This is a genomic window from Enterobacter cloacae complex sp. P38RS, from assembly GCF_014930775.1.
Taxonomy (GTDB): Bacteria; Pseudomonadota; Gammaproteobacteria; order Enterobacterales; family Enterobacteriaceae; genus Enterobacter; species Enterobacter bugandensis.
Genome location: NZ_JADBRS010000003.1, coordinates 65,293 through 84,506 on the forward strand (window position 1 = coordinate 65,293; position 19,214 = coordinate 84,506).

Annotated in this window: 16 protein-coding genes, 3 tRNA genes and 1 pseudogene; 12 read left to right on the plus strand and 8 right to left on the minus strand. The window is 56.9% G+C overall.

Features of this window, described 5'->3' with window-relative positions; all coding sequences use genetic code 11:
* Positions 1-166: 166 nt before the first annotated feature.
* From nrdH to leuA, 12 genes are all read left to right on the plus strand, one after another.
* The gene (gene nrdH / locus IM303_RS06145) at positions 167-406 is read left to right on the plus strand and encodes a glutaredoxin-like protein NrdH (protein WP_041908533.1); all 240 of its coding nucleotides are present in this window, start codon (positions 167-169) and stop codon (positions 404-406) included.
* Complete coding sequence (nrdI, locus tag IM303_RS06150; protein WP_041908531.1) at positions 403-813, plus strand: class Ib ribonucleoside-diphosphate reductase assembly flavoprotein NrdI; 411 nt, start codon at positions 403-405, stop codon at positions 811-813. Before nrdH ends, nrdI begins: the two co-directional genes overlap by 4 nt.
* A complete protein-coding gene (nrdE, locus tag IM303_RS06155; protein ID WP_150144955.1) occupies positions 786-2,930 on the plus strand; it encodes a class 1b ribonucleoside-diphosphate reductase subunit alpha in 2,145 nt (714 codons plus the stop codon). The genes nrdI and nrdE overlap by 28 nt, the downstream gene beginning before the upstream one ends.
* Before the next feature lie 9 nt (positions 2,931-2,939).
* On the plus strand, positions 2,940-3,899 hold the full coding sequence (nrdF, locus tag IM303_RS06160) for a class 1b ribonucleoside-diphosphate reductase subunit beta (protein WP_045260892.1): 960 nt from the start codon (positions 2,940-2,942) through the stop codon (positions 3,897-3,899).
* 332 nt (positions 3,900-4,231) lie between these two features.
* The gene (gene proV, locus IM303_RS06165) at positions 4,232-5,434 is read left to right on the plus strand and encodes a glycine betaine/L-proline ABC transporter ATP-binding protein ProV (protein WP_193359719.1); all 1,203 of its coding nucleotides are present in this window, start codon (positions 4,232-4,234) and stop codon (positions 5,432-5,434) included.
* Positions 5,427-6,491 (plus strand): glycine betaine/L-proline ABC transporter permease ProW, encoded by a 1,065-nt coding sequence (proW, locus tag IM303_RS06170; protein WP_063943898.1) that lies wholly within the window; start codon positions 5,427-5,429, stop codon positions 6,489-6,491. The genes proV and proW overlap by 8 nt, the downstream gene beginning before the upstream one ends.
* Positions 6,492-6,500: 9 nt before the next feature.
* Positions 6,501-7,496, plus strand: coding sequence for a glycine betaine/L-proline ABC transporter substrate-binding protein ProX (gene proX / locus IM303_RS06175; protein ID WP_045260894.1), 996 nt, complete (start codon positions 6,501-6,503; stop codon positions 7,494-7,496).
* Positions 7,497-7,667: 171 nt separating this feature from the next.
* On the plus strand, positions 7,668-8,852 hold the full coding sequence (locus IM303_RS06180; RefSeq protein ID WP_028014180.1) for an MFS transporter: 1,185 nt from the start codon (positions 7,668-7,670) through the stop codon (positions 8,850-8,852).
* Between the two features lie 315 nt (positions 8,853-9,167).
* Complete coding sequence (mprA, locus tag IM303_RS06185; protein WP_041911975.1) at positions 9,168-9,698, plus strand: transcriptional repressor MprA; 531 nt, start codon at positions 9,168-9,170, stop codon at positions 9,696-9,698.
* A 128-nt stretch (positions 9,699-9,826) separates the two neighbouring features.
* Positions 9,827-10,999: a multidrug efflux MFS transporter periplasmic adaptor subunit EmrA gene (gene emrA / locus IM303_RS06190; RefSeq protein WP_021241959.1), complete on the plus strand. Its 1,173-nt coding sequence runs from the start codon at positions 9,827-9,829 to the stop codon at positions 10,997-10,999.
* A gap of 16 nt (positions 11,000-11,015) precedes the next feature.
* Positions 11,016-12,563: a multidrug efflux MFS transporter permease subunit EmrB gene (emrB, locus tag IM303_RS06195; RefSeq protein WP_028014182.1), complete on the plus strand. Its 1,548-nt coding sequence runs from the start codon at positions 11,016-11,018 to the stop codon at positions 12,561-12,563.
* 96 nt (positions 12,564-12,659) lie between these two features.
* Positions 12,660-14,315, plus strand: a complete 1,656-nt coding sequence (leuA, locus tag IM303_RS06200) for a 2-isopropylmalate synthase (RefSeq protein WP_193359720.1) — start codon at positions 12,660-12,662, stop codon at positions 14,313-14,315.
* On the opposite strand, the pseudogene IM303_RS06205 reads toward leuA, so the two are convergent.
* From IM303_RS06205 to IM303_RS06240, 8 genes and pseudogenes are all read right to left on the minus strand, one after another.
* Positions 14,302-15,067, minus strand: a pseudogene (locus IM303_RS06205) (helix-turn-helix transcriptional regulator). The gene leuA and the pseudogene IM303_RS06205 sit on opposite strands and share 14 nt — an antisense overlap.
* A gap of 53 nt (positions 15,068-15,120) precedes the next feature.
* Positions 15,121-15,636 (minus strand): S-ribosylhomocysteine lyase, encoded by a 516-nt coding sequence (gene luxS / locus IM303_RS06210; protein WP_008499539.1) that lies wholly within the window; start codon positions 15,634-15,636, stop codon positions 15,121-15,123.
* Between the two features lie 154 nt (positions 15,637-15,790).
* Positions 15,791-17,335, minus strand: coding sequence for a glutamate--cysteine ligase (gene gshA, locus IM303_RS06215; RefSeq protein WP_193359721.1), 1,545 nt, complete (start codon positions 17,333-17,335; stop codon positions 15,791-15,793).
* 83 nt (positions 17,336-17,418) lie between these two features.
* Entirely contained in the window at positions 17,419-17,847 is a 429-nt protein-coding gene (locus tag IM303_RS06220; RefSeq protein ID WP_008499541.1) for a YqaA family protein, read from the minus strand.
* Positions 17,844-18,410, minus strand: coding sequence for a fructose-1-phosphate/6-phosphogluconate phosphatase (gene yqaB / locus IM303_RS06225; RefSeq protein WP_028014186.1), 567 nt, complete (start codon positions 18,408-18,410; stop codon positions 17,844-17,846). The genes IM303_RS06220 and yqaB overlap by 4 nt, the downstream gene beginning before the upstream one ends.
* 249 nt (positions 18,411-18,659) lie before the next feature.
* Positions 18,660-18,736: transfer RNA gene (locus tag IM303_RS06230), tRNA-Arg, on the minus strand.
* A gap of 161 nt (positions 18,737-18,897) precedes the next feature.
* Positions 18,898-18,974: transfer RNA gene (locus tag IM303_RS06235), tRNA-Arg, on the minus strand.
* Positions 18,975-19,135: 161 nt separating this feature from the next.
* Positions 19,136-19,212: transfer RNA gene (locus tag IM303_RS06240), tRNA-Arg, on the minus strand.
* Positions 19,213-19,214 lie beyond the last annotated feature (2 nt).

Genomic DNA, 19,214 nt, shown 5'->3' on the forward strand with positions numbered 1-19,214 from the left:
GCCCTGCCCCGCTGTGCTCATCATCAGGGCAATATTAATCTGAATTTCCCATATCTTGTATGGTTGAATCTTTTATCAACTACATCTAGTATTCTCTTTAGAAAGACACACACTCTATGACGCGTTAACTCGCGCCGTTTTCTCATTCTAAATGGAAATACGAATCATGAGCATTATTATTTACACTCGTAACGATTGTGTTCAGTGCCACGCCACCAAACGGGCGATGGAGAGCCGAGGCGTGGCGTTTGAGATGGTAAATATCGACCTGGTGCCCGATGCGGCGGATACCCTGCGCGAACAGGGATTTCGTCAGCTTCCGGTGGTGGTTGCCGGTGATACCAGCTGGTCTGGCTTTCGCCCGGACATGATTAACCGCCTGAGCGCTCAGGCCACGCGTGCATGAGTGGGCTGGTCTTCTTCTCCAGCAGCTCAGAAAACACGCTCCGCTTTATTGAGCGCCTCGGGCTGCCTGCGGTGCGTATTCCGCTCAATGAGCGGGAGCGCATTCAGGTAGACGAACCTTACATTCTGGTGGTGCCCAGCTATGGGGGCGGCGGTACGGCAGGAGCAGTACCCCGCCAGGTGATCCGCTTTCTGAACGATCCTCATAACCGGGTACTGATTCGGGGCGTGATCGCGGCGGGCAATCGTAATTTTGGCGATGCCTTTGGCCGCGCCGGGGATGTCATCTCTCAAAAATGCGGCGTGCCGTATCTCTATCGTTTTGAACTGATGGGGACACAGCAGGACGTAGAAAACGTGCGTAAAGGAGTGAACGAATTTTGGCAACGACAACCGCAGAACGGGTAATTCAGGCGACGCCGGACTACCACGCATTAAACGCGATGCTTAACCTCTATGACCGGGAGGGGCGCATTCAGTTTGGCAAAGATCGCGAGGCGGTAGAGGCTTTTTTCGCCGCCCACGTGCGGCCCAACAGCGTGACGTTTGCAAGCCAGAATGAACGTCTCGACTATCTGGTTAACGAGGGCTACTACGAGGAGCGCGTCCTGGCCCGCTACGATCGTCCCTTCGTGGTAAGACTGTTTGAACGTGCGCACGCCAGCGGTTTTCGCTTCCAGACGTTTCTTGGCGCATGGAAGTATTACACCAGCTACACCCTGAAAACCTTCGACGGCAAACGCTACCTGGAAAGCTTTGAAGATCGCACCGTGATGGTGGCCCTGACGCTGGCCCAGGGCGATGAAGCGCTGGCTGAACGGCTGACGGAGGAGATCCTCTCCGGCCGCTTCCAGCCCGCCACGCCGACGTTTCTCAACTGTGGTAAAGCCCAGCGCGGCGAGCTGGTCTCCTGCTTCCTGCTGCGCATCGAAGACAATATGGAGTCGATTGGCCGTGCGGTGAACTCGGCGCTGCAGCTTTCCAAACGCGGCGGCGGCGTGGCGTTTCTGCTCTCGAACCTGCGGGAAGCGGGCGCGCCGATCAAGCGCATCGAAAACCAGTCCTCGGGCGTGATCCCGGTGATGAAGATGCTGGAAGATGCCTTCTCCTATGCCAACCAGCTTGGCGCGCGCCAGGGGGCGGGGGCGGTTTACCTGCACGCGCACCACCCGGATATTCTGCGTTTTCTGGATACCAAGCGTGAAAACGCCGACGAAAAAATCCGCATCAAAACCCTGTCGCTCGGCGTGACGATCCCGGATATCACGTTTAAGCTGGCCAAAGAGAATGCCGACATGGCGCTCTTCTCGCCGTATGACGTGGAGCGGATCTACGGCAAAGCGTTTGGCGACGTGGCGATAAGCGAGCTTTATGACGAGCTGGTTGCAGACGATCGCATCCGCAAGAAATACATCAACGCCCGCGATTTCTTCCAGACGCTTGCGGAAATTCAGTTTGAATCCGGCTATCCGTACATCATGTACGAGGATACGGTAAACCGCGCCAATCCGATTGCCGGTCGCATTAACATGAGCAACCTGTGCTCGGAAATTTTGCAGGTCAACAGCGCCTCCGCTTACGACGAAAACCTGGACTACGCGGAGATCGGCAAAGATATCTCCTGCAACCTCGGGTCGCTGAATATTGCCCACACCATGGATTCGCCGGATTTTGGCCGCACGGTGGAGACTGCCGTTCGCGGGCTGACGGCGGTATCGGACATGAGCCACATCCGCAGCGTGCCGTCCATTGAGGCGGGCAACGCCGCGTCGCACGCCATCGGCCTGGGGCAGATGAACCTGCACGGCTATCTGGCACGGGAAGGCATCGCCTACGGCAGCCCGGAAGGGCTGGATTTCACGAATCTCTATTTCTACACCGTCACCTGGCATGCGCTGCATACCTCAATGATGCTGGCGCGCGAGCGCAACCAGCGGTTCGCAGGCTTTGAGCAGTCGCGCTACGCCAGCGGGGCGTATTTCAGCCAGTATCTGGAAGGCGACTGGCAGCCGAAAACCGAAAAAGTGCGCGCGCTGTTTGACCGCGCCGGCATTACCCTGCCGACGCGCGAGATGTGGCAGCAGTTGCGCGACGACGTGATGCGCTACGGCATTTATAACCAGAACCTGCAGGCGGTACCGCCAACCGGCTCCATTTCCTACATCAACCACGCCACGTCGAGCATTCACCCGATCGTGTCGAAGATTGAGATCCGTAAGGAAGGCAAAACCGGACGCGTCTACTACCCTGCCCCGTTTATGACCAATGAAAACCTGGCGCTGTACCAGGACGCGTACGAGATCGGCCCGGAGAAAATCATTGATACCTACGCCGAGGCCACGAAGCACGTGGACCAGGGGCTGTCGCTGACGCTCTTCTTCCCGGACACCGCCACCACGCGGGATATCAACAAAGCGCAGATTTACGCCTGGAAGAAAGGCATCAAAACGCTGTACTACATTCGCCTGCGCCAGCTTGCGCTGGAAGGCACCGAAATCGAAGGCTGCGTGTCCTGCGCGCTGTAAGGAGAAAGGATGAAACTGTCACGCGTGAGTGCCGTTAACTGGAACAAGATTCAGGACGATAAAGACCTGGAGGTGTGGAACCGCCTGACCAGCAACTTCTGGCTGCCGGAAAAGGTGCCGCTCTCCAATGATATTCCAGCCTGGCAGACGCTGAGCCACGCCGAACAGCAGCTGACGATCCGCGTCTTTACCGGCCTGACGCTGCTGGACACTATTCAGAATACCGTGGGTGCCCCCGCGCTGATGAGCGATGCGCTGACGCCGCACGAAGAGGCGGTGATGTCGAATATCAGCTTTATGGAGGCGGTGCATGCCCGCTCCTACAGCTCGATTTTCTCGACGCTCTGCCAGACCAAAGACGTGGATGCGGCCTACGCCTGGAGCGAAGAGAGCGCGTCATTGCAGCGAAAGGCGGAGCTGGTGCTGGAGTATTACCGCGCCGACGAGCCGCTGAAGAAGAAGATCGCCAGCGTGTTCCTGGAATCCTTCCTCTTCTATTCCGGCTTCTGGCTGCCCATGTACTGGTCGAGCCGGGGCAAGCTCACCAACACCGCCGATTTGATTCGCCTCATTATCCGTGACGAGGCGGTGCACGGGTATTACATCGGCTATAAGTATCAGAAAGGGCTGGAGAAAGTCAGCCCGGAAAAACGCGAGGAACTCAAAGGTTTCGCCCTCGATTTACTGATGGATCTGTATGACAACGAGTTGAGCTATACCGAAGAGCTTTACGCCGGAACGGGCTGGGAAGAGGACGTGAAGGCGTTTCTCTGCTACAACGCGAACAAAGCGCTGATGAACCTGGGCTACGACGCGCTTTTCCCGCCGGAGATGGCGGAGGTAAACCCGGCGATCCTCGCGGCGCTGTCGCCCAATGCGGACGAAAACCACGATTTCTTCTCCGGGTCCGGATCGTCGTACGTGATGGGTAAAGCGGTGGAGACAGAAGATGAGGATTGGGATTTTTAATGTATGAATTAACGTTCATTAATTAAATATAAATCTCATTATTTCCACACCACTATTTCACCAGGCACTACACTGTAATTTCCCCGTCATATTCGCCTGAATCACACCGATTCAGGCGAATTTCCCGACGCAGCAGCAAAAAATTGAGAAAAATTCAAACCGCCCTCAGCCCTTTATTCATGGGAAATTCAGCCGTTTCGCTTGCAACAAAATTCCGGCGTCAGGCCAACTCAGGGTTGTCTCAGATTCTGAGTATGTTAGGGTTATGCCCGTTAACAATTTACCATGGTAATCATATCGACATAAACAAATAACAGGACACTCTCTATTGCATGGCAATTAAATTAGAAGTGAAAAATCTTTATAAAATATTTGGCGAGCACCCGCAGCGCGCATTCAAATATATTGAGAAAGGCCTTTCGAAAGAGCAAATTCTGGAAAAAACCGGGCTGTCGCTTGGCGTTAAAGACGCCAGTCTGGCCATTGAAGAAGGCGAGATTTTTGTCATCATGGGGTTATCCGGTTCGGGTAAATCCACTATGGTTCGCCTTCTCAATCGCCTGATTGAACCCACCCGCGGACAGGTGCTGATTGACGGCGTGGATATCGCCAGAATCTTAGACGCAGAACTCCGCGAGGTGCGCAGAAAGAAGATCGCAATGGTGTTTCAGTCATTCGCGCTGATGCCGCATATGACGGTGCTCGATAATACCGCCTTCGGTATGGAATTAGCCGGCACGCCCGCTCAGGAACGTCAGGAAAAAGCCCTGGATGCTTTGCGTCAGGTTGGGCTGGAAAATTACGCTCATGCCTACCCGGACGAGCTTTCGGGCGGGATGCGTCAGCGCGTTGGATTAGCCCGCGCGTTAGCCATTAATCCAGACATATTATTAATGGATGAAGCCTTCTCCGCCCTCGATCCTTTAATTCGCACCGAGATGCAGGATGAGCTGGTAAAATTACAGGCCAAACACCAGCGCACCATTGTCTTTATTTCTCACGATCTCGATGAAGCCATGCGTATTGGCGACCGCATTGCCATTATGCAAAATGGCGAAGTGGTGCAGGTCGGCACGCCGGATGAAATTCTGAATAATCCGGCGAATGATTACGTGCGCACCTTCTTCCGCGGCGTGGATATTAGCCAGGTATTTAGCGCGAAAGATATTGCCCGACGAACGCCGAACGGCATTATTCGAAAAACGCCAGGCTTCGGCCCGCGCTCCGCGCTGAAGCTGTTGCAGGATGAAGACCGTGAATACGGTTATCTGGTTGAACGCGGCAATAAATTTGTCGGCGTTGTCTCCATCGACTCCCTGAAAAACGCCCTGAGCGAAAACCAGGGAATCGATGCGGCGTTGATTGACGCTCCGCTTGCCGTGGATGCCGAAACGCCGCTTAGCGAGTTGCTCTCTCACGTGGGTCAGGCGCCTTGCGCCGTGCCGGTTGTCGGTGAAGAACAACAGTACGTTGGCATCATCTCAAAACGGATGCTGCTACAGGCTTTAGATCGCGAGGGGGCAAACAATGGCTGATCAATCAAACCCATGGGGTACCACTGAAGCTGCGGACAGCGCGGCGCAATCTGCCGATGCGTGGGGTTCCACGCCCGCACCTGCCGACGGCGGCGGCGCGACGGACTGGCTCAACAGCGCACCCGCGCCTGCGCCAGAGCATTTCAATATTATGGATCCGTTCCACAAGACGCTGATCCCGCTGGACAGCTGGGTAACAGAGGGGATCGACTGGGTCGTTACCCATTTCCGCCCGGTGTTCCAGGGGATCCGCATCCCGGTGGATTACATCCTGAACGGCTTCCAGCAGCTGATGCTGGGCATGCCGGCGCCCGTGGCGATAATCCTGTTCTCGCTGATCGCATGGCAGTTCGGTAGCGCGGGTATGGGCGTCGCCACGCTGATCTCCCTGATTGCCATCGGCGCGATTGGCGCGTGGTCTCAGGCGATGATTACCCTGGCGCTGGTGCTGACCGCCCTGCTCTTCTGCATTGTCATCGGCCTGCCGATGGGGATCTGGCTGGCGCGCAGCCCACGAGCGGCGAAGATTATTCGTCCCCTGCTGGATGCGATGCAGACCACCCCGGCGTTCGTCTATCTGGTGCCTATCGTGATGCTGTTCGGCATCGGTAACGTGCCGGGCGTGGTGGTGACCATTATCTTCGCCCTGCCGCCGATTATTCGCCTGACGATCCTGGGGATTAACCAGGTGCCGGCGGATCTGATTGAGGCCTCGCGCTCGTTCGGCGCCAGCCCGCGTCAGATGCTGTTTAAGGTTCAGCTTCCGCTGGCGATGCCGACCATTATGGCGGGCGTTAACCAGACGCTGATGCTGGCACTGTCCATGGTGGTGATCGCCTCGATGATCGCCGTTGGCGGTCTCGGCCAGATGGTGCTGCGCGGTATTGGCCGTCTCGACATGGGGCTGGCGACCGTCGGCGGCGTCGGGATTGTGATCCTCGCCATTATTCTTGACCGCCTGACCCAGGCTGTCGGTCGTGATTCACGCAGTCGCGGCAACCGTCGCTGGTACACCACCGGCCCTGTCGGGTTACTGACCCGCCCATTTACAAAATAAGGAACAACGATGCGACATAACGTACTTTTTGCCACAGCGTTTGCCACCCTTGTCTCCACCAGCGCGTTTGCCGCTGACCTGCCGGGCAAAGGCATTACCGTGCAGCCGGTGCAGAGCACCATTTCGGAAGAGAGCTTCCAGACCCTGATCGTCAGCCGCGCGCTGGAGAAGCTGGGCTATACGGTCAACACGCCGAGCGAAGTGGATTACAACGTGGGCTACACCTCGATTGCCTCCGGTGATGCCACCTTTACCGCCGTGAACTGGCAGCCGCTGCACGACGACATGTATGCCGCCGCAGGTGGCGATAAGAAATTCTATCGCGAAGGCACCTTCGTGACCGGCGCGGCGCAGGGTTATCTGATCGACAAGAAAACCGCTGATAAGTACCACATCACCAATATTGAGCAGTTGAAAGATCCGAAGATCGCCAGACTGTTCGACACCAACGGTGACGGCAAGGCCGACATGATGGGCTGCTCGCCGGGCTGGGGCTGCGAAGCGGTGATTAACCACCAGAACAAAGCGTTCGATCTGGCGAAAACCGTCGACGTGAGCCACGGCAACTACTCCGCGATGATGGCCGACACCATTGCCCGCTTTAAAGAAGGCAAGCCGGTGATCTACTACACCTGGACGCCGTACTGGGTGAGCGACGTGCTGAAGCCGGGCAAAGACGTGGTGTGGTTACAGGTGCCCTTCTCCTCCCTGCCGGGCGAGCAGAAAGATATCGACACCAAACTGCCGAACGGCATGAACTATGGCTTCCCGGTGAACACCATGCACATCGTGGCGAACAAAGCCTGGGCGGAGAAAAACCCGGCTGCGGCGAAGCTGTTCTCGGTGATGAAGCTGCCGCTGGCGGACATCAACGCCCAGAATGCGATGATGCACGCGGGCAAATCCTCTGAGGCGGATGTTAAAGGCCACGTGGATGGCTGGATCAAAGCCCACCAGCAGCAGTTTGATGGCTGGGTGAAAGAGGCGCTTGCGGCGCAGAAGTAAAAACACAACACAACCTTACCCCTCACCCCGGCCCGCCCCTCCTCTGGGGAGAGGGTTAGGGTGAGGGGATTAACCGCACAAACACACACATAACAATCCCCCAACATTCTCAATCATTAGCTATTATGGTTTCCGGAAAAATAATCACTTAACTCACGATTCCTGAAACTAATGACAAAAACATCTCAGGGGCTTAGCCCCGCACTCATCCTTTTAATGTCCGTGGCAACGGGTCTGGCAGTCGCCAGCAACTATTACGCACAACCTCTGCTTGATACTATCGCGCGCGCCTTCGATCTTTCAGCCAGCTCCGCCGGCTTTATCGTCACCGCTGCGCAGCTCGGCTATGCGGCAGGGCTGCTGTTCCTGGTGCCATTGGGCGATATGTTTGAGCGCCGGATGCTTATCGTCTCTATGACGCTTCTGGCGGCAGGCGGCATGCTGATCACCGCCAGCAGCCAGTCGCTGACGATGATGATCGTCGGTACCGCGCTAACGGGGCTTTTCTCCGTCGTCGCGCAAATCCTGGTGCCTCTCGCCGCAACGCTCGCCTCGCCGGAAAAACGCGGCAAAGTGGTCGGCACTATCATGAGCGGCCTGCTGCTGGGCATTCTGCTGGCGCGAACCGTTGCCGGGCTGCTGGCAAGCCTCGGCGGCTGGCGCACCGTCTACTGGGTGGCGAGCGTATTGATGGTGGTGATGGCGCTGGCGCTGTGGCGCGGGCTGCCGAAGGTGAAGCAGGAGAACCACCTGAATTACCCGCAGCTTCTGGCCTCCGTGTTTAGCCTGTTCACGCAGGATAAACTGCTGCGCACCCGCGCTCTGCTGGGGTGTTTAACCTTCGCCAACTTCAGCATTCTCTGGACGTCGATGGCATTTCTGCTGGCAGCACCGCCGTTCAATTATTCCGAAGGGGTGATTGGTCTGTTCGGTCTGGCCGGTGCAGCAGGTGCACTGGGCGCTCGCCCGGCAGGCGGGCTGGCTGATAAAGGCAAATCGCACATGACCACGACAGCCGGACTGATTTTGCTCCTGCTCTCCTGGGCGGCCATCTGGTATGGGCACGTCTCGGTGCTGGCGCTGATCGTCGGTATTCTGGTGCTCGATCTCACCGTACAGGGTGTTCACATCACCAACCAGACCGTGATTTACCGCGTGAAGCCCGAGGCGCGTAACCGCCTCACGGCCGGATACATGACCAGCTACTTCATTGGTGGTGCGGCGGGTTCGTTAATATCAGCGTCGGCGTGGCAGCATGCCGGCTGGTCAGGTGTGTGCGGGATAGGGGCACTCGTCGCCGCGCTTAACCTGGTTGTATGGTGGCGCGGCTATCATCGTCAGGAAGCAATTCATTAAGTTTTACATTGCTTTGGGCCTCTTAGGGTGTAAAGGGGCCCGGCAGTCTGTTAATGTAAACGTAATCATTTATCCCAGAAATTTTAATGTGGGTGACATATCTACAATTGGCATGAATAGTTCAGACCCCCGTCCCCACATCCTCTCTTCAGCGGGTTTATACCCTACGCTTTCTGTGCTCACCGGGTCACGGACTTACCCGGCGCTCTTTGATGGTGGCATTCGTTTGGCGGATATAACCGCACAAATAATTCATTTACATTATTTGTCACCATCGTTACTATATCGGCTGTAATTAATGAGGTTATGCCCAAAATGGATAGTTCGTTTACGCCCATTGAACAAATGCTTAAATTCCGCGCCAGTCGTCATGAGGACTTCCCGTATCAGGAAATCCTGCTGACCCGCCTGTGCATGCACATGCAGGGTAAGCTACTGGAAAATCGTAATAAAATGCTGAAAGCTCAAGGGATTAACGAGACGTTGTTTATGGCGTTGATTACGCTGGAGTCTCAGGAAAACCATAGCATTCAGCCTTCTGAGCTGAGCTGCGCGCTGGGATCGTCCCGTACCAATGCGACCCGTATTGCCGATGAGCTGGAAAAGCGCGGCTGGATTGAGCGCCGTGAAAGCGATAACGATCGCCGCTGCCTGCATCTGCAATTGACCGATAAAGGTCACCAGTTCCTGCGTGAGGTGCTGCCACCTCAGCACAATTGCCTGCACAAACTCTGGTCTGCCCTCAGTACTTCCGAGCGCGACCAGCTTGAGCACATCACTCGCAAGCTGCTCACCCGTCTGGACCAGATGGATGAAGAAGGCGCTGTTCTTGAGGCGCTGCGCTAACGCGACGACACGCTCAACAATCCAGATTTATATAAGAAAACCGACAGGCCAGCACGTCACACTGCTGGCCTTTCTGACAACAGGTCGGCTCAGCCGATGTGAAAATAAGAAGATCGTGGAGAACAACAATGAGCGCAAATGCGGAGAGCACTACCCCGCAGCAACCGGCCAATAAGAAAGGCAAACGTAAAAGTGCCCTTCTTCTGTTGACCTTGCTCTTTATTATTATTGCCGTGGCATATGGGATCTATTGGTTTTTAGTATTGCGTCATGCAGAAGAGACTGACGACGCATACGTGGCAGGGAACCAGGTACAGATTATGGCGCAGGTGTCGGGCAGCGTGACGAAAGTCTGGGCTGACAATACCGACTTTGTGCAAAAAGGCGATGTGTTGGTGACCCTCGATCCAACCGACGCCCAGCAGGCCTTTGAGAAAGCCCAGACCGCGCTGGCCTCCAGCGTCCGTCAGACCCGCCAGCTGATGATCAACAGTAAACAGCTGCAGGCCAACATCGACGTACAGAAAACCGCACTCGCGCAGGCGCAGAGCGATCTGAACCGCCGTGTACCGCTCGGCACCGCTAACCTGATTGGCCGTGAAGAGCTGCAGCACGCGCGCGACGCGGTTGCCAGTGCCCAGGCACAGCTGGACGTGGCGATTCAACAGTACAACGCCAACCAGGCGATGGTGCTCGGCACCAGCCTCGAAAACCAGCCCGCCGTACAACAGGCGGCGACTGAAGTACGCAACGCATGGCTTGCCCTGCAGCGTACCAAAATCGTCAGCCCGATGACCGGCTATGTCTCCCGCCGTTCCGTCCAGCCAGGGGCGCAGATTAGCCCGACCACGCCGCTGATGGCGGTCGTGCCGGCAGACAACCTGTGGGTAGACGCCAACTTTAAAGAGACGCAGCTCGCCCATATGCGTATCGGCCAGACCGCAACCGTGGTCAGCGATATCTATGGCGATGACGTGAAGTATACCGGGAAAGTGGTGGGTCTGGATATGGGGACCGGCAGCGCCTTCTCCCTGCTGCCTGCGCAAAACGCCACCGGTAACTGGATTAAAGTGGTTCAGCGTCTGCCCGTGCGTATCGAGCTGGATGCCAAACAGCTGGCGGATCACCCGCTGCGTATCGGCCTCTCCACGCTTGTGACGGTCGATACCGCCAACCGCGACGGTCAGATCCTGGCAAGCCAGGTGCGTAGCAGCCCGGTTTATGAAAGTAACGCCCGTGAAATTAGCCTCGATCCGGTCAACAAACTGATCGATGACATCGTGAAGGCAAACGCCGGTTAATCCGAAGGTGAGCGTTATGCAACAGCAAAAGCCGCAAAAACCGCTGGAAGGCGCGCAGCTGGTCATTATGACCATTGCGCTGTCGCTGGCGACATTCATGCAGGTGCTGGACTCCACCATCGCAAACGTGGCGATCCCAACCATCGCCGGCAACCTTGGCTCGTCGCTGAGCCAGGGGACCTGGGTCATTACTTCGTTTGGGGTGGCAAACGCCATCTCCATCCCTATCACCGGCTGGCTGGCGAAGCGCGTCGGTGAGGTGAAGCTGTTCCTCTGGTCCACGGTAGCGTTTGTTCTTGCCTCCTGGGCGTGCGGCATGTCCAGCAGCCTGACGATGCTGATTTTCTTCCGCGTCATTCAGGGGATTGTCGCCGGGCCGCTGATCCCGCTGTCGCAGAGTTTGTTGCTGAGCAACTACCCCCCAGCAAAGCGTTCGGTCGCGCTGGCGCTGTGGTCAATGACCGTTATCGTCGCGCCTATCTGCGGACCGATTCTGGGCGGGTACATCAGCGATAACTACCACTGGGGCTGGATCTTCTTTATCAACGTACCGATTGGCGCCGTCGTGGTATTGATGACGCTGCAGTCGCTGCGGGGACGAGAGACGCGCACCGAACAGCGCCGTATCGACAGCATCGGGCTGGCGCTGCTGATCCTGGGTATCGGCAGTCTGCAGATCATGCTCGACCGCGGTAAAGAGCTCGACTGGTTCAACTCGCAGGAGATCATCATCCTGACCATTGTCGCGGTGGTGTCGATAAGCTTCCTGATTGTCTGGGAGCTGACGGACGACAACCCGATTGTCGATCTCTCGCTCTTCAAATCGCGAAACTTCACCATCGGCTGCCTGTGTATCAGCCTCGCCTATATGCTCTACTTCGGCGCGATTGTTCTGCTGCCGCAGCTGTTGCAGGAGGTGTATGGCTATACCGCGACCTGGGCGGGTCTGGCCTCAGCGCCCGTTGGGGTGATCCCGGTTCTGCTGTCGCCGATTATTGGCCGCTTCGCCCACAAGCTCGATATGCGTCGGCTGGTGACGTTCAGCTTCATTATGTACGCCGTGTGCTTCTACTGGCGCGCGTATACCTTTGAGCCGGGAATGGACTTTGGCGCCTCGGCGTGGCCGCAGTTCATTCAGGGCTTTGCGGTGGCGTGCTTCTTTATGCCGCTGACCACCATTACGCTCTCTGGCCTGCCGCCTGAGCGTCTGGCGGCGGCATCAAGCCTGTCGAACTTCACCCGTACGCTAGCGGGTTCCATCGGGACGTCGATCACCACCACCCTGTGGACCAACCGTGAATCGATGCACCACGCCCAGCTGACCGAAGCGGTGAACCCGTACAATCCGAATGCCCAGCAGATGTACAGTCAGCTTCAGGGCATGGGGATGACGGAGCAGCAGGCATCCGGCTGGATTGCCCAGCAGATCACCAACCAGGGGCTGATTATCTCGGCCAACGAGATTTTCTGGATATCTGCGGGGATCTTCATCGTCCTGCTGGGGCTGGTGTGGTTTGCCAGACCGCCGTTTGGCGCCGGTGGCGGCGGCGGAGGGGCGCACTAATTCGCGTTGTCCAGAACGCGACAGCGATTGTCAGTTTCGATAAAGCAGCGCTCCTGAAATCACTTCACGATAGTGAAAAGACAACAGGAGCGCATTATGCTGAACACACCCGCCGACAAATACCAGCCTTATCCCACCGTTTCATTGCCCGACCGCCGCTGGCCGGAGCAGACCATCACCCGCGCGCCGCGCTGGCTCTCGACAGACTTACGCGACGGCAATCAGGCGCTTGCCGAGCCGATGGACAGCGCGCGCAAGCTGCAGTTCTGGGATTTGCTGCTGGGCTGCGGATTTAAAGAGATTGAGGTCGCCTTCCCGTCCGCCTCGCAGACCGACTTCAACTTTGTCCGCCAGCTCATCGAAGAGAACCGCATTCCGGATGACGTCACGATTCAGGTGTTAACACAGGCGCGGGAAGATCTCATCCATCGTACTTTTGAATCCCTGCGCGGCGCGAAGCAGGCCACCGTCCACCTGTATAACGCCACCGCCCCGCTGTTCCGCCGCCTGGTGTTCGGTATGGAGAAAGCGCAGATCGTCGAGCTGGCCACCCGCGCCACGCGGCTTATCCGCCAGCTTTGTGAAGAGAACCCTGAAACCCGCTGGCAGTACGAGTACTCCCCGGAAACCTTCTGCTTTACCGAGCCGGAGTTTGCGCTGGAGATTTGTGAAGCCGTGGCGGAGATCTGGCAGCCGTGCGATGAACGGCCAATGGTGATCAACTTACCCGCTACCGTCGAGGTCAGTACGCCGAACGTCTATGCCGATCAGATCGAGTATTTCTGTCGCCACTTCAGCCGCCGCCGCGACGTGTGCATCAGCGTGCATCCGCATAACGACCGCGGAACGGGCGTCGCCAGCGCGGAGCTGGCGGTGATGGCCGGGGCCGACCGCGTAGAGGGCTGCCTTTTTGGCAACGGCGAACGCACGGGCAACGTTTGCCTGGTAACGCTGGCGATGAACCTCTACAGCCAGGGCATTTGTCCCAATCTGGACTTTAGCGATATGAATCGGGTGGTCGAAACGGTAGAGACCTGCAACCAGTTGCCTGTCCATCCGCGCCATCCGTGGGCAGGACGGCTGGCCTATACCGCCTTCTCCGGCTCGCATCAGGACGCCATCAAGAAAGGCTTTGATGCCCGCAGGCCTGGCGATCGCTGGGAGATGCCCTATCTGCCCGTCGATCCGCAGGACATCGGCTGCACCTACGAAGCGGTGATCCGCGTGAACAGCCAGTCAGGAAAAAGCGGCAGCGCCTGGCTTATTGAGCAAAACCACGGCCTGAAGCTGCCCCGCGCCCTGCAGCAGGATTTTAGCCAGCACGTGCAGCAGGAAACGGATCGCCACGGGAAAGAAATGACGCAGAACGCGCTGTGGCAGCTATTCCGCACCCGCTACGGGCTGGTAACGACGCCGCAGCTGGCGCTGCAATCCTACCGCAGCGACGGCCAGCAGGACGGCCAGCTGCGGCTGACGGCAAGCGTCGTCACGCAGGGGGGAACGCGCCAGCTGGAGGGTCAGGGCAATGGTCTGCTCTCCGCTGCCGCGCAGGGCCTGAGCCGCTGGGTCAACGCGCCGTTTGTGATTAAGGATTATCACGAACATACGCTGGGCGAACGCAGCGACAGCCGCTCGGTGGCCTATATCCGCTGCCTGTTCCAGGACGGCACCAGCAGCTGGGGCGTGGGCATTGACAGCGACGTGGCGCGCGCGTCGCTTCAGGCGCTGTTTAACGCGGTCAGTCGTTCTTAAAGTAATCGCTGGGTGAGATACCCATCGCCCGGCGGAACATCGCCGTAAAGGCGCTGTGGCTGCCGTATCCCAGATCCAGCGCCACGCGCAGCACCGGCTGGCCCTGCGCCAGCCGCACTAAGGCTTCCAGCAGGCGCGCCCTTCTCACCCACTCGCCGTAGCTTAACCCGGTCTGCTGCTGAAAATGGCGGTTCAGCGTACGCTCGCTCATCCCGAGCAAGCTCGCGCTCTGTTGACCGCTCCAGCTTTCACCTGGTAACTGACGGATCTGCCGACACAGCTGGCGTAACGCTTCACTTTCCGGTTCCGGCAGGTGAAACGGCAGCACCGGCATGATGCGAATTTCATCCAGAATGAGCTCATACACGCGCTCGTCACGGCTTCCCGGCGAGTACGATTCCGGTAGCGTCAGGGAGGTGAGGATCAGCTCGCGCAGCAGCGGGGAGATCTGCACGATCTGACAGGTCGCCGGGAGATCGGCTCGCGCCAGCGGATCGATAAACAGCGTGCGGGCTGCAACGTTGCCGGTGATGCGAAGCGAGTGCTGTGTCCCCGCCGGTAGCCAGACGCCGCGCCCGGGCGGCACTACCCAGCAGCCGGATGCGGTATCGACCCGCACGACGCCCGTCAGGCTTGTGCAGCAGCTGCGCGCAGTCGTGCTCATGCCACGGCTCGCTATCGCCATGAGCATAATCATGCGAAAACGGCACAAGCGGGCGATGGGTAAAGGAGAAGGTGGTGGTTGTCGTCATGAGGATTTTAGGCCCGGCCAGCGAAGCGCCACCGGGCATCCACAGGCACAATACTAGATGTGCAGCTCCTGCAGTTTTTCTTTTGGCAGGGCCAGCTCTTCATTGCTGTTTACGCGAACGTCACGCTCGATGATGTGACGGGCAATTTCCTGGGCTTCTTCCAGAGAGTGCATCTGGTAAGTGCCGCACTGGTAAACGTTCAGCTCAGGGATCTGGTTCTGCTCTTTCACTTTCAGCACGTCTTCCATCGCCGCTTTCCACGCATCGGCGACGCGTTTCTCTTCAGGCTGACCAATCAGGCTCATGTAGAAGCCGGTACGGCAGCCCATCGGAGAGATGTCGATGATCTCAACGCCGTTGCCGTTCAGGTGGTCACGCATGAAACCGGCGAACAGGTGTTCCAGGGTGTGAATGCCTTTCTCCGGCATCACTTCTTTATTCGGCACGCAGAAGCGCAGATCGAAGACGGTGATCGTGTCGCCGTGCGGGGTGTGCATGGTCTTCGCCACGCGGACTGCAGGTGCTTCCATACGGGTATGATCGACAGTAAAGCTATCTAATAACGGCATACGTCACCTCCGATAGTGATTTTTTTTTAAAATAAACTGAACTCTTCTACAGAATGCACGTCTGAGTATATGAAAGACGCGCATTTGTTATCATCATCCCTGAATTCAGAGATGTATATTTTGGCCACAGCGATGTGGCCTTTTTCTTTTCTGCTTAAGCCTGCTTCGCCAGAAACGCCTCAAACGACTCCGTATCCGCCGCTTCAACCTCTTTCTGACGCACCAGGGACGCGTCGCGCTCCGCGACAAAATCCGCTTCGCTCAGGATCTCTAACGGCTCCTGCATCAGCATCTCACGGTACTCCGCTGAGAGTGAACGCCCCGTGCCGCCAATCCCCTGCTCGATCATGTTGCGCAATATGCGCGCAGAGAACGTCAGTTCCGGGTTATCAAAGCATTCCACCAGCTGGTCGCAAATCTGTTGATACGCGTCGCCGCCGTCGATGCTGTCCAGGGTGCGGGCAACACGCTTCAGGTCACGGAACAGATCCTTACCAACCTTAGCCAGCGGGAACTGCGCTGTTTCGCAGCCAATACCCAGCGTCAGACCCGGTTTACGGCCTTCCAGAATCACGCGGTTCCAGTTCGTGCGCGTACAAAGCAGTTCGTCTGAACTCATTTCCGGCGCATCCGCCAGCGCGCACCAGACCATAAACAGATCCAGGAAGCGAACCTGCTGCTCGTCAACGCCAATCGGTGAGAACGGGTTGATGTCCAGCGAGCGCACTTCAATGTATTCAATGCCGCCGCGCTGCAGCGCATCCGACGGCGTTTCACCGCTGCGCGTCACGCGCTTCGGACGAATTGGCGCATACAGTTCGTTTTCAATCTGCAATACGTTGCTGTTGATTTGCAGGCGCTTTCCGTCTTTTTCGAGGCCGATTTTCGCGTACTCTTCCGACGGAGTTTTAATCGCCCGCTTCAATCCTGCCACATATTCGTGCAATTCGTTAAACGTAATACCGAGATTGCTTTGCGATTTATTGGTATAGCCCAGATCGCTCATGCGCAGAGAAGTCGCGTACGGAAGATAGTACATGCCGCACTCGGTTTTTTCGAACGGCAGCGTGGTCGGTTTCCCCTGCAGGAACGATGAACAAATGGCAGGCGACGCGCCAAACAGATACGGAATCACCCAGCCAAAACGGTAATAGTTGCGGATCAGACGGAAATAACCGGCGGAGATCGCTTCTTTATCCGTTTCTCCCCCCTTCGCCTGCCAGAACGCCATCGGCAAAGAGAAATTGTAATGCACGCCAGAGATCGTCTGCATCAGCGCGCCGTAGCGATTTTTAAGACCTTCGCGATAGAGCGTTTTCAGCCGACCAATGTTTGACGTGCCGTACTGCGCCAGCTCAATCTTCTGGCCCTGCTCGATATAGCACGGCATGCTGAGCGGCCACATACGCTCATCGCCGAGATTGCGCGCGGTGTAGCGATGGATGTCGCGCAGGATCGTCAGCATATGATCAATATCGCCGTCCACCGGCGTAATGAACTCCAGCAGCGCTTCAGCGAAATCGGTTGTGATCCATTTATGTGTCAGCGCCGAGCCTAACGCCCTCGGGTGACCCGTCGTCGCTAAGCTACCGTCCGCGTTAACGCGCAGCGTTTCACGCTCAAGACCACGCTGAATACCCTTCAGAGCCTGAGGGTGGTTTTCCAGCCAGGCCAGCGCCTGAGATACGTCCGGGATCAAATTGACCTCCCGCCTGTCAAAGTAATGTTACTCAGCATAATTGTAATGGTTGACGATTGAAGGTCGCGTATTCATTCCACCAATTAGTGCCACCACGTCATACCCTGTAGTGTTGCCCACGCCACGAGAACATAGCGCAACGCCTTGCCAAGGCACAAAAAAAAGAGCACCGGTCCCCAGGAGATGCGCATCCATCCCGCCAGCAGACACAGTAAATCGCCTATTACAGGCATCCAGCTTAATAACAGCGTGGCAGCGCCATAGCGTTTTAGCCAGCCGACTGCCTTTTCCTGCCAGCGCGATTTTTCGCGCAGCGGAAAGAAACGCCCAAGAATAACGTTAGTCAGCCCTCCAAGGCTATTACCCATTGTTGCTATTAATACAAGCAGCCAGGGCTGACTCACGCCGGACAACAGCATCGCCACCAGTACCACTTCCGAATTTCCCGGTAACAGCGTGGCGCTTAGAAAACTGCTGGCGAATAATGAGGCAAGTGACAGCGCGTCACTCACAGTAAGCGCACATCCACCGCCGCCATTCCGGCATCACGCGCGGCCTGAATACCGAAGTCGGCATCTTCAAACACGACGCATTTTGCCGCCGGTACGCCCATTAATTCTGCGCAAAGCAGGAAGGTGTCCGGCGCGGGTTTGTGATTTTTAACATGATCGGCGGCCACCACGGCAGAAAAATAGTGGCGCAGGCCAAGATGGTTGAGCAACGCTTCTGCTATCGCGCTCTCGCTGCCCGTCCCGACAGACATCGGGCGACGCCCGTGCCACTCTTTTACCACATCAATCAGTGGCAGAGGGCGTACGGTATCTAAAAGCATGGCTTTTACCGCATCGGTTTTTTCACGCGCGAGAAGGTGTGGGTCGAGATCGGCCTGATTCAGTTCAATCACGGCCTGCGCAATACGCCAGGTTGGGGATCCGTTGAGGGCAATCATCGCCTGAAGGTCGAAACGCATGCCGTAGCGGCCAAGGACCTCGGTCCAGGCTTGACGATGCGTGGGTTCAGTATCCAGGATGGTGCCATCCATGTCGAAGATCAAACCGTCATACTGTGCGTACATCGTGCTCTCGCTAAACGATTAACAAAGCATTACTTTATCGTAAAAGGGGGTTTTTGTCGCTGACAGAGAGTGTGATTGCTGACGGAACGTCGAAGGAATAGACAAAAGAAGAGAAGATGGTGCATCCGGTAGGATTACTCGGCTGCGCCTCGCCCTGCGGGCCGTTGCTAAAGCAACGTTATCCTCCCTGGTGCTTGCGATTAACTCGCAGACCTTGAAAAAACAGCATTGCTGTTATCTCGGAGAATATGGTGCATCCGGGAGGATTCGAACCTCCGACCGCTCGGTTCGTAGCCGAGTACTCTATCCAGCTGAGCTACGGATGCATCGGGGAAATGCTTTTAGAAACAGTAAATGGTGCATCCGGGAGGATTACTCGGCTGCGCCTCGCCCTTCGGGCCGTTGCTGAAGCAACGTTATCCTCCCTGGTGCTTGCGATTAACTCACAGACCTTGAAAAAACAGCATCGCTGTTATCTCGGAGAATATGGTGCATCCGGGAGGATTCGAACCTCCGACCGCTCGGTTCGTAGCCGAGTACTCTATCCAGCTGAGCTACGGATGCATCAGGGAACTGCTTTCAGAAATAGTAAATGGTGCATCCGGGAGGATTACTCGGCTGCGCCTCGCCCTTCGGGCCGTTGCTGAAGCAACGTTATCCTCCCTGGTGCTTGCGATTAACTCACAGACCTTGAAAAAACAGCATCGCTGTTATCTCGGAGAATATGGTGCATCCGGGAGGATTCGAACCTCCGACCGCTCGGTTCGTAGCCGAGTACTCTATCCAGCTGAGCTACGGATGCAA

What these genes read in the sequence shown, in the direction of transcription:
- nrdF (WP_045260892.1), top strand. Translation starts at nt 2,940, where the DNA reads ATGAAACTGTCACGCGTGAGTGCCGTTAACTGGAACAAGATTCAGGAC.
- nrdH (WP_041908533.1), top strand. Translation starts at nt 167, where the DNA reads ATGAGCATTATTATTTACACTCGTAACGATTGTGTTCAGTGCCACGCC.
- IM303_RS06180 (WP_028014180.1), top strand. Translation starts at nt 7,668, where the DNA reads ATGACAAAAACATCTCAGGGGCTTAGCCCCGCACTCATCCTTTTAATG.
- emrA (WP_021241959.1), top strand. Translation starts at nt 9,827, where the DNA reads ATGAGCGCAAATGCGGAGAGCACTACCCCGCAGCAACCGGCCAATAAG.
- mprA (WP_041911975.1), top strand. Translation starts at nt 9,168, where the DNA reads ATGGATAGTTCGTTTACGCCCATTGAACAAATGCTTAAATTCCGCGCC.
- emrB (WP_028014182.1), top strand. Translation starts at nt 11,016, where the DNA reads ATGCAACAGCAAAAGCCGCAAAAACCGCTGGAAGGCGCGCAGCTGGTC.
- luxS (WP_008499539.1), bottom strand. Translation starts at nt 15,636, where the DNA reads ATGCCGTTATTAGATAGCTTTACTGTCGATCATACCCGTATGGAAGCA.
- nrdI (WP_041908531.1), top strand. Translation starts at nt 403, where the DNA reads ATGAGTGGGCTGGTCTTCTTCTCCAGCAGCTCAGAAAACACGCTCCGC.
- proX (WP_045260894.1), top strand. Translation starts at nt 6,501, where the DNA reads ATGCGACATAACGTACTTTTTGCCACAGCGTTTGCCACCCTTGTCTCC.
- leuA (WP_193359720.1), top strand. Translation starts at nt 12,660, where the DNA reads ATGCTGAACACACCCGCCGACAAATACCAGCCTTATCCCACCGTTTCA.
- proW (WP_063943898.1), top strand. Translation starts at nt 5,427, where the DNA reads ATGGCTGATCAATCAAACCCATGGGGTACCACTGAAGCTGCGGACAGC.
- proV (WP_193359719.1), top strand. Translation starts at nt 4,232, where the DNA reads ATGGCAATTAAATTAGAAGTGAAAAATCTTTATAAAATATTTGGCGAG.
- yqaB (WP_028014186.1), bottom strand. Translation starts at nt 18,410, where the DNA reads ATGTACGCACAGTATGACGGTTTGATCTTCGACATGGATGGCACCATC.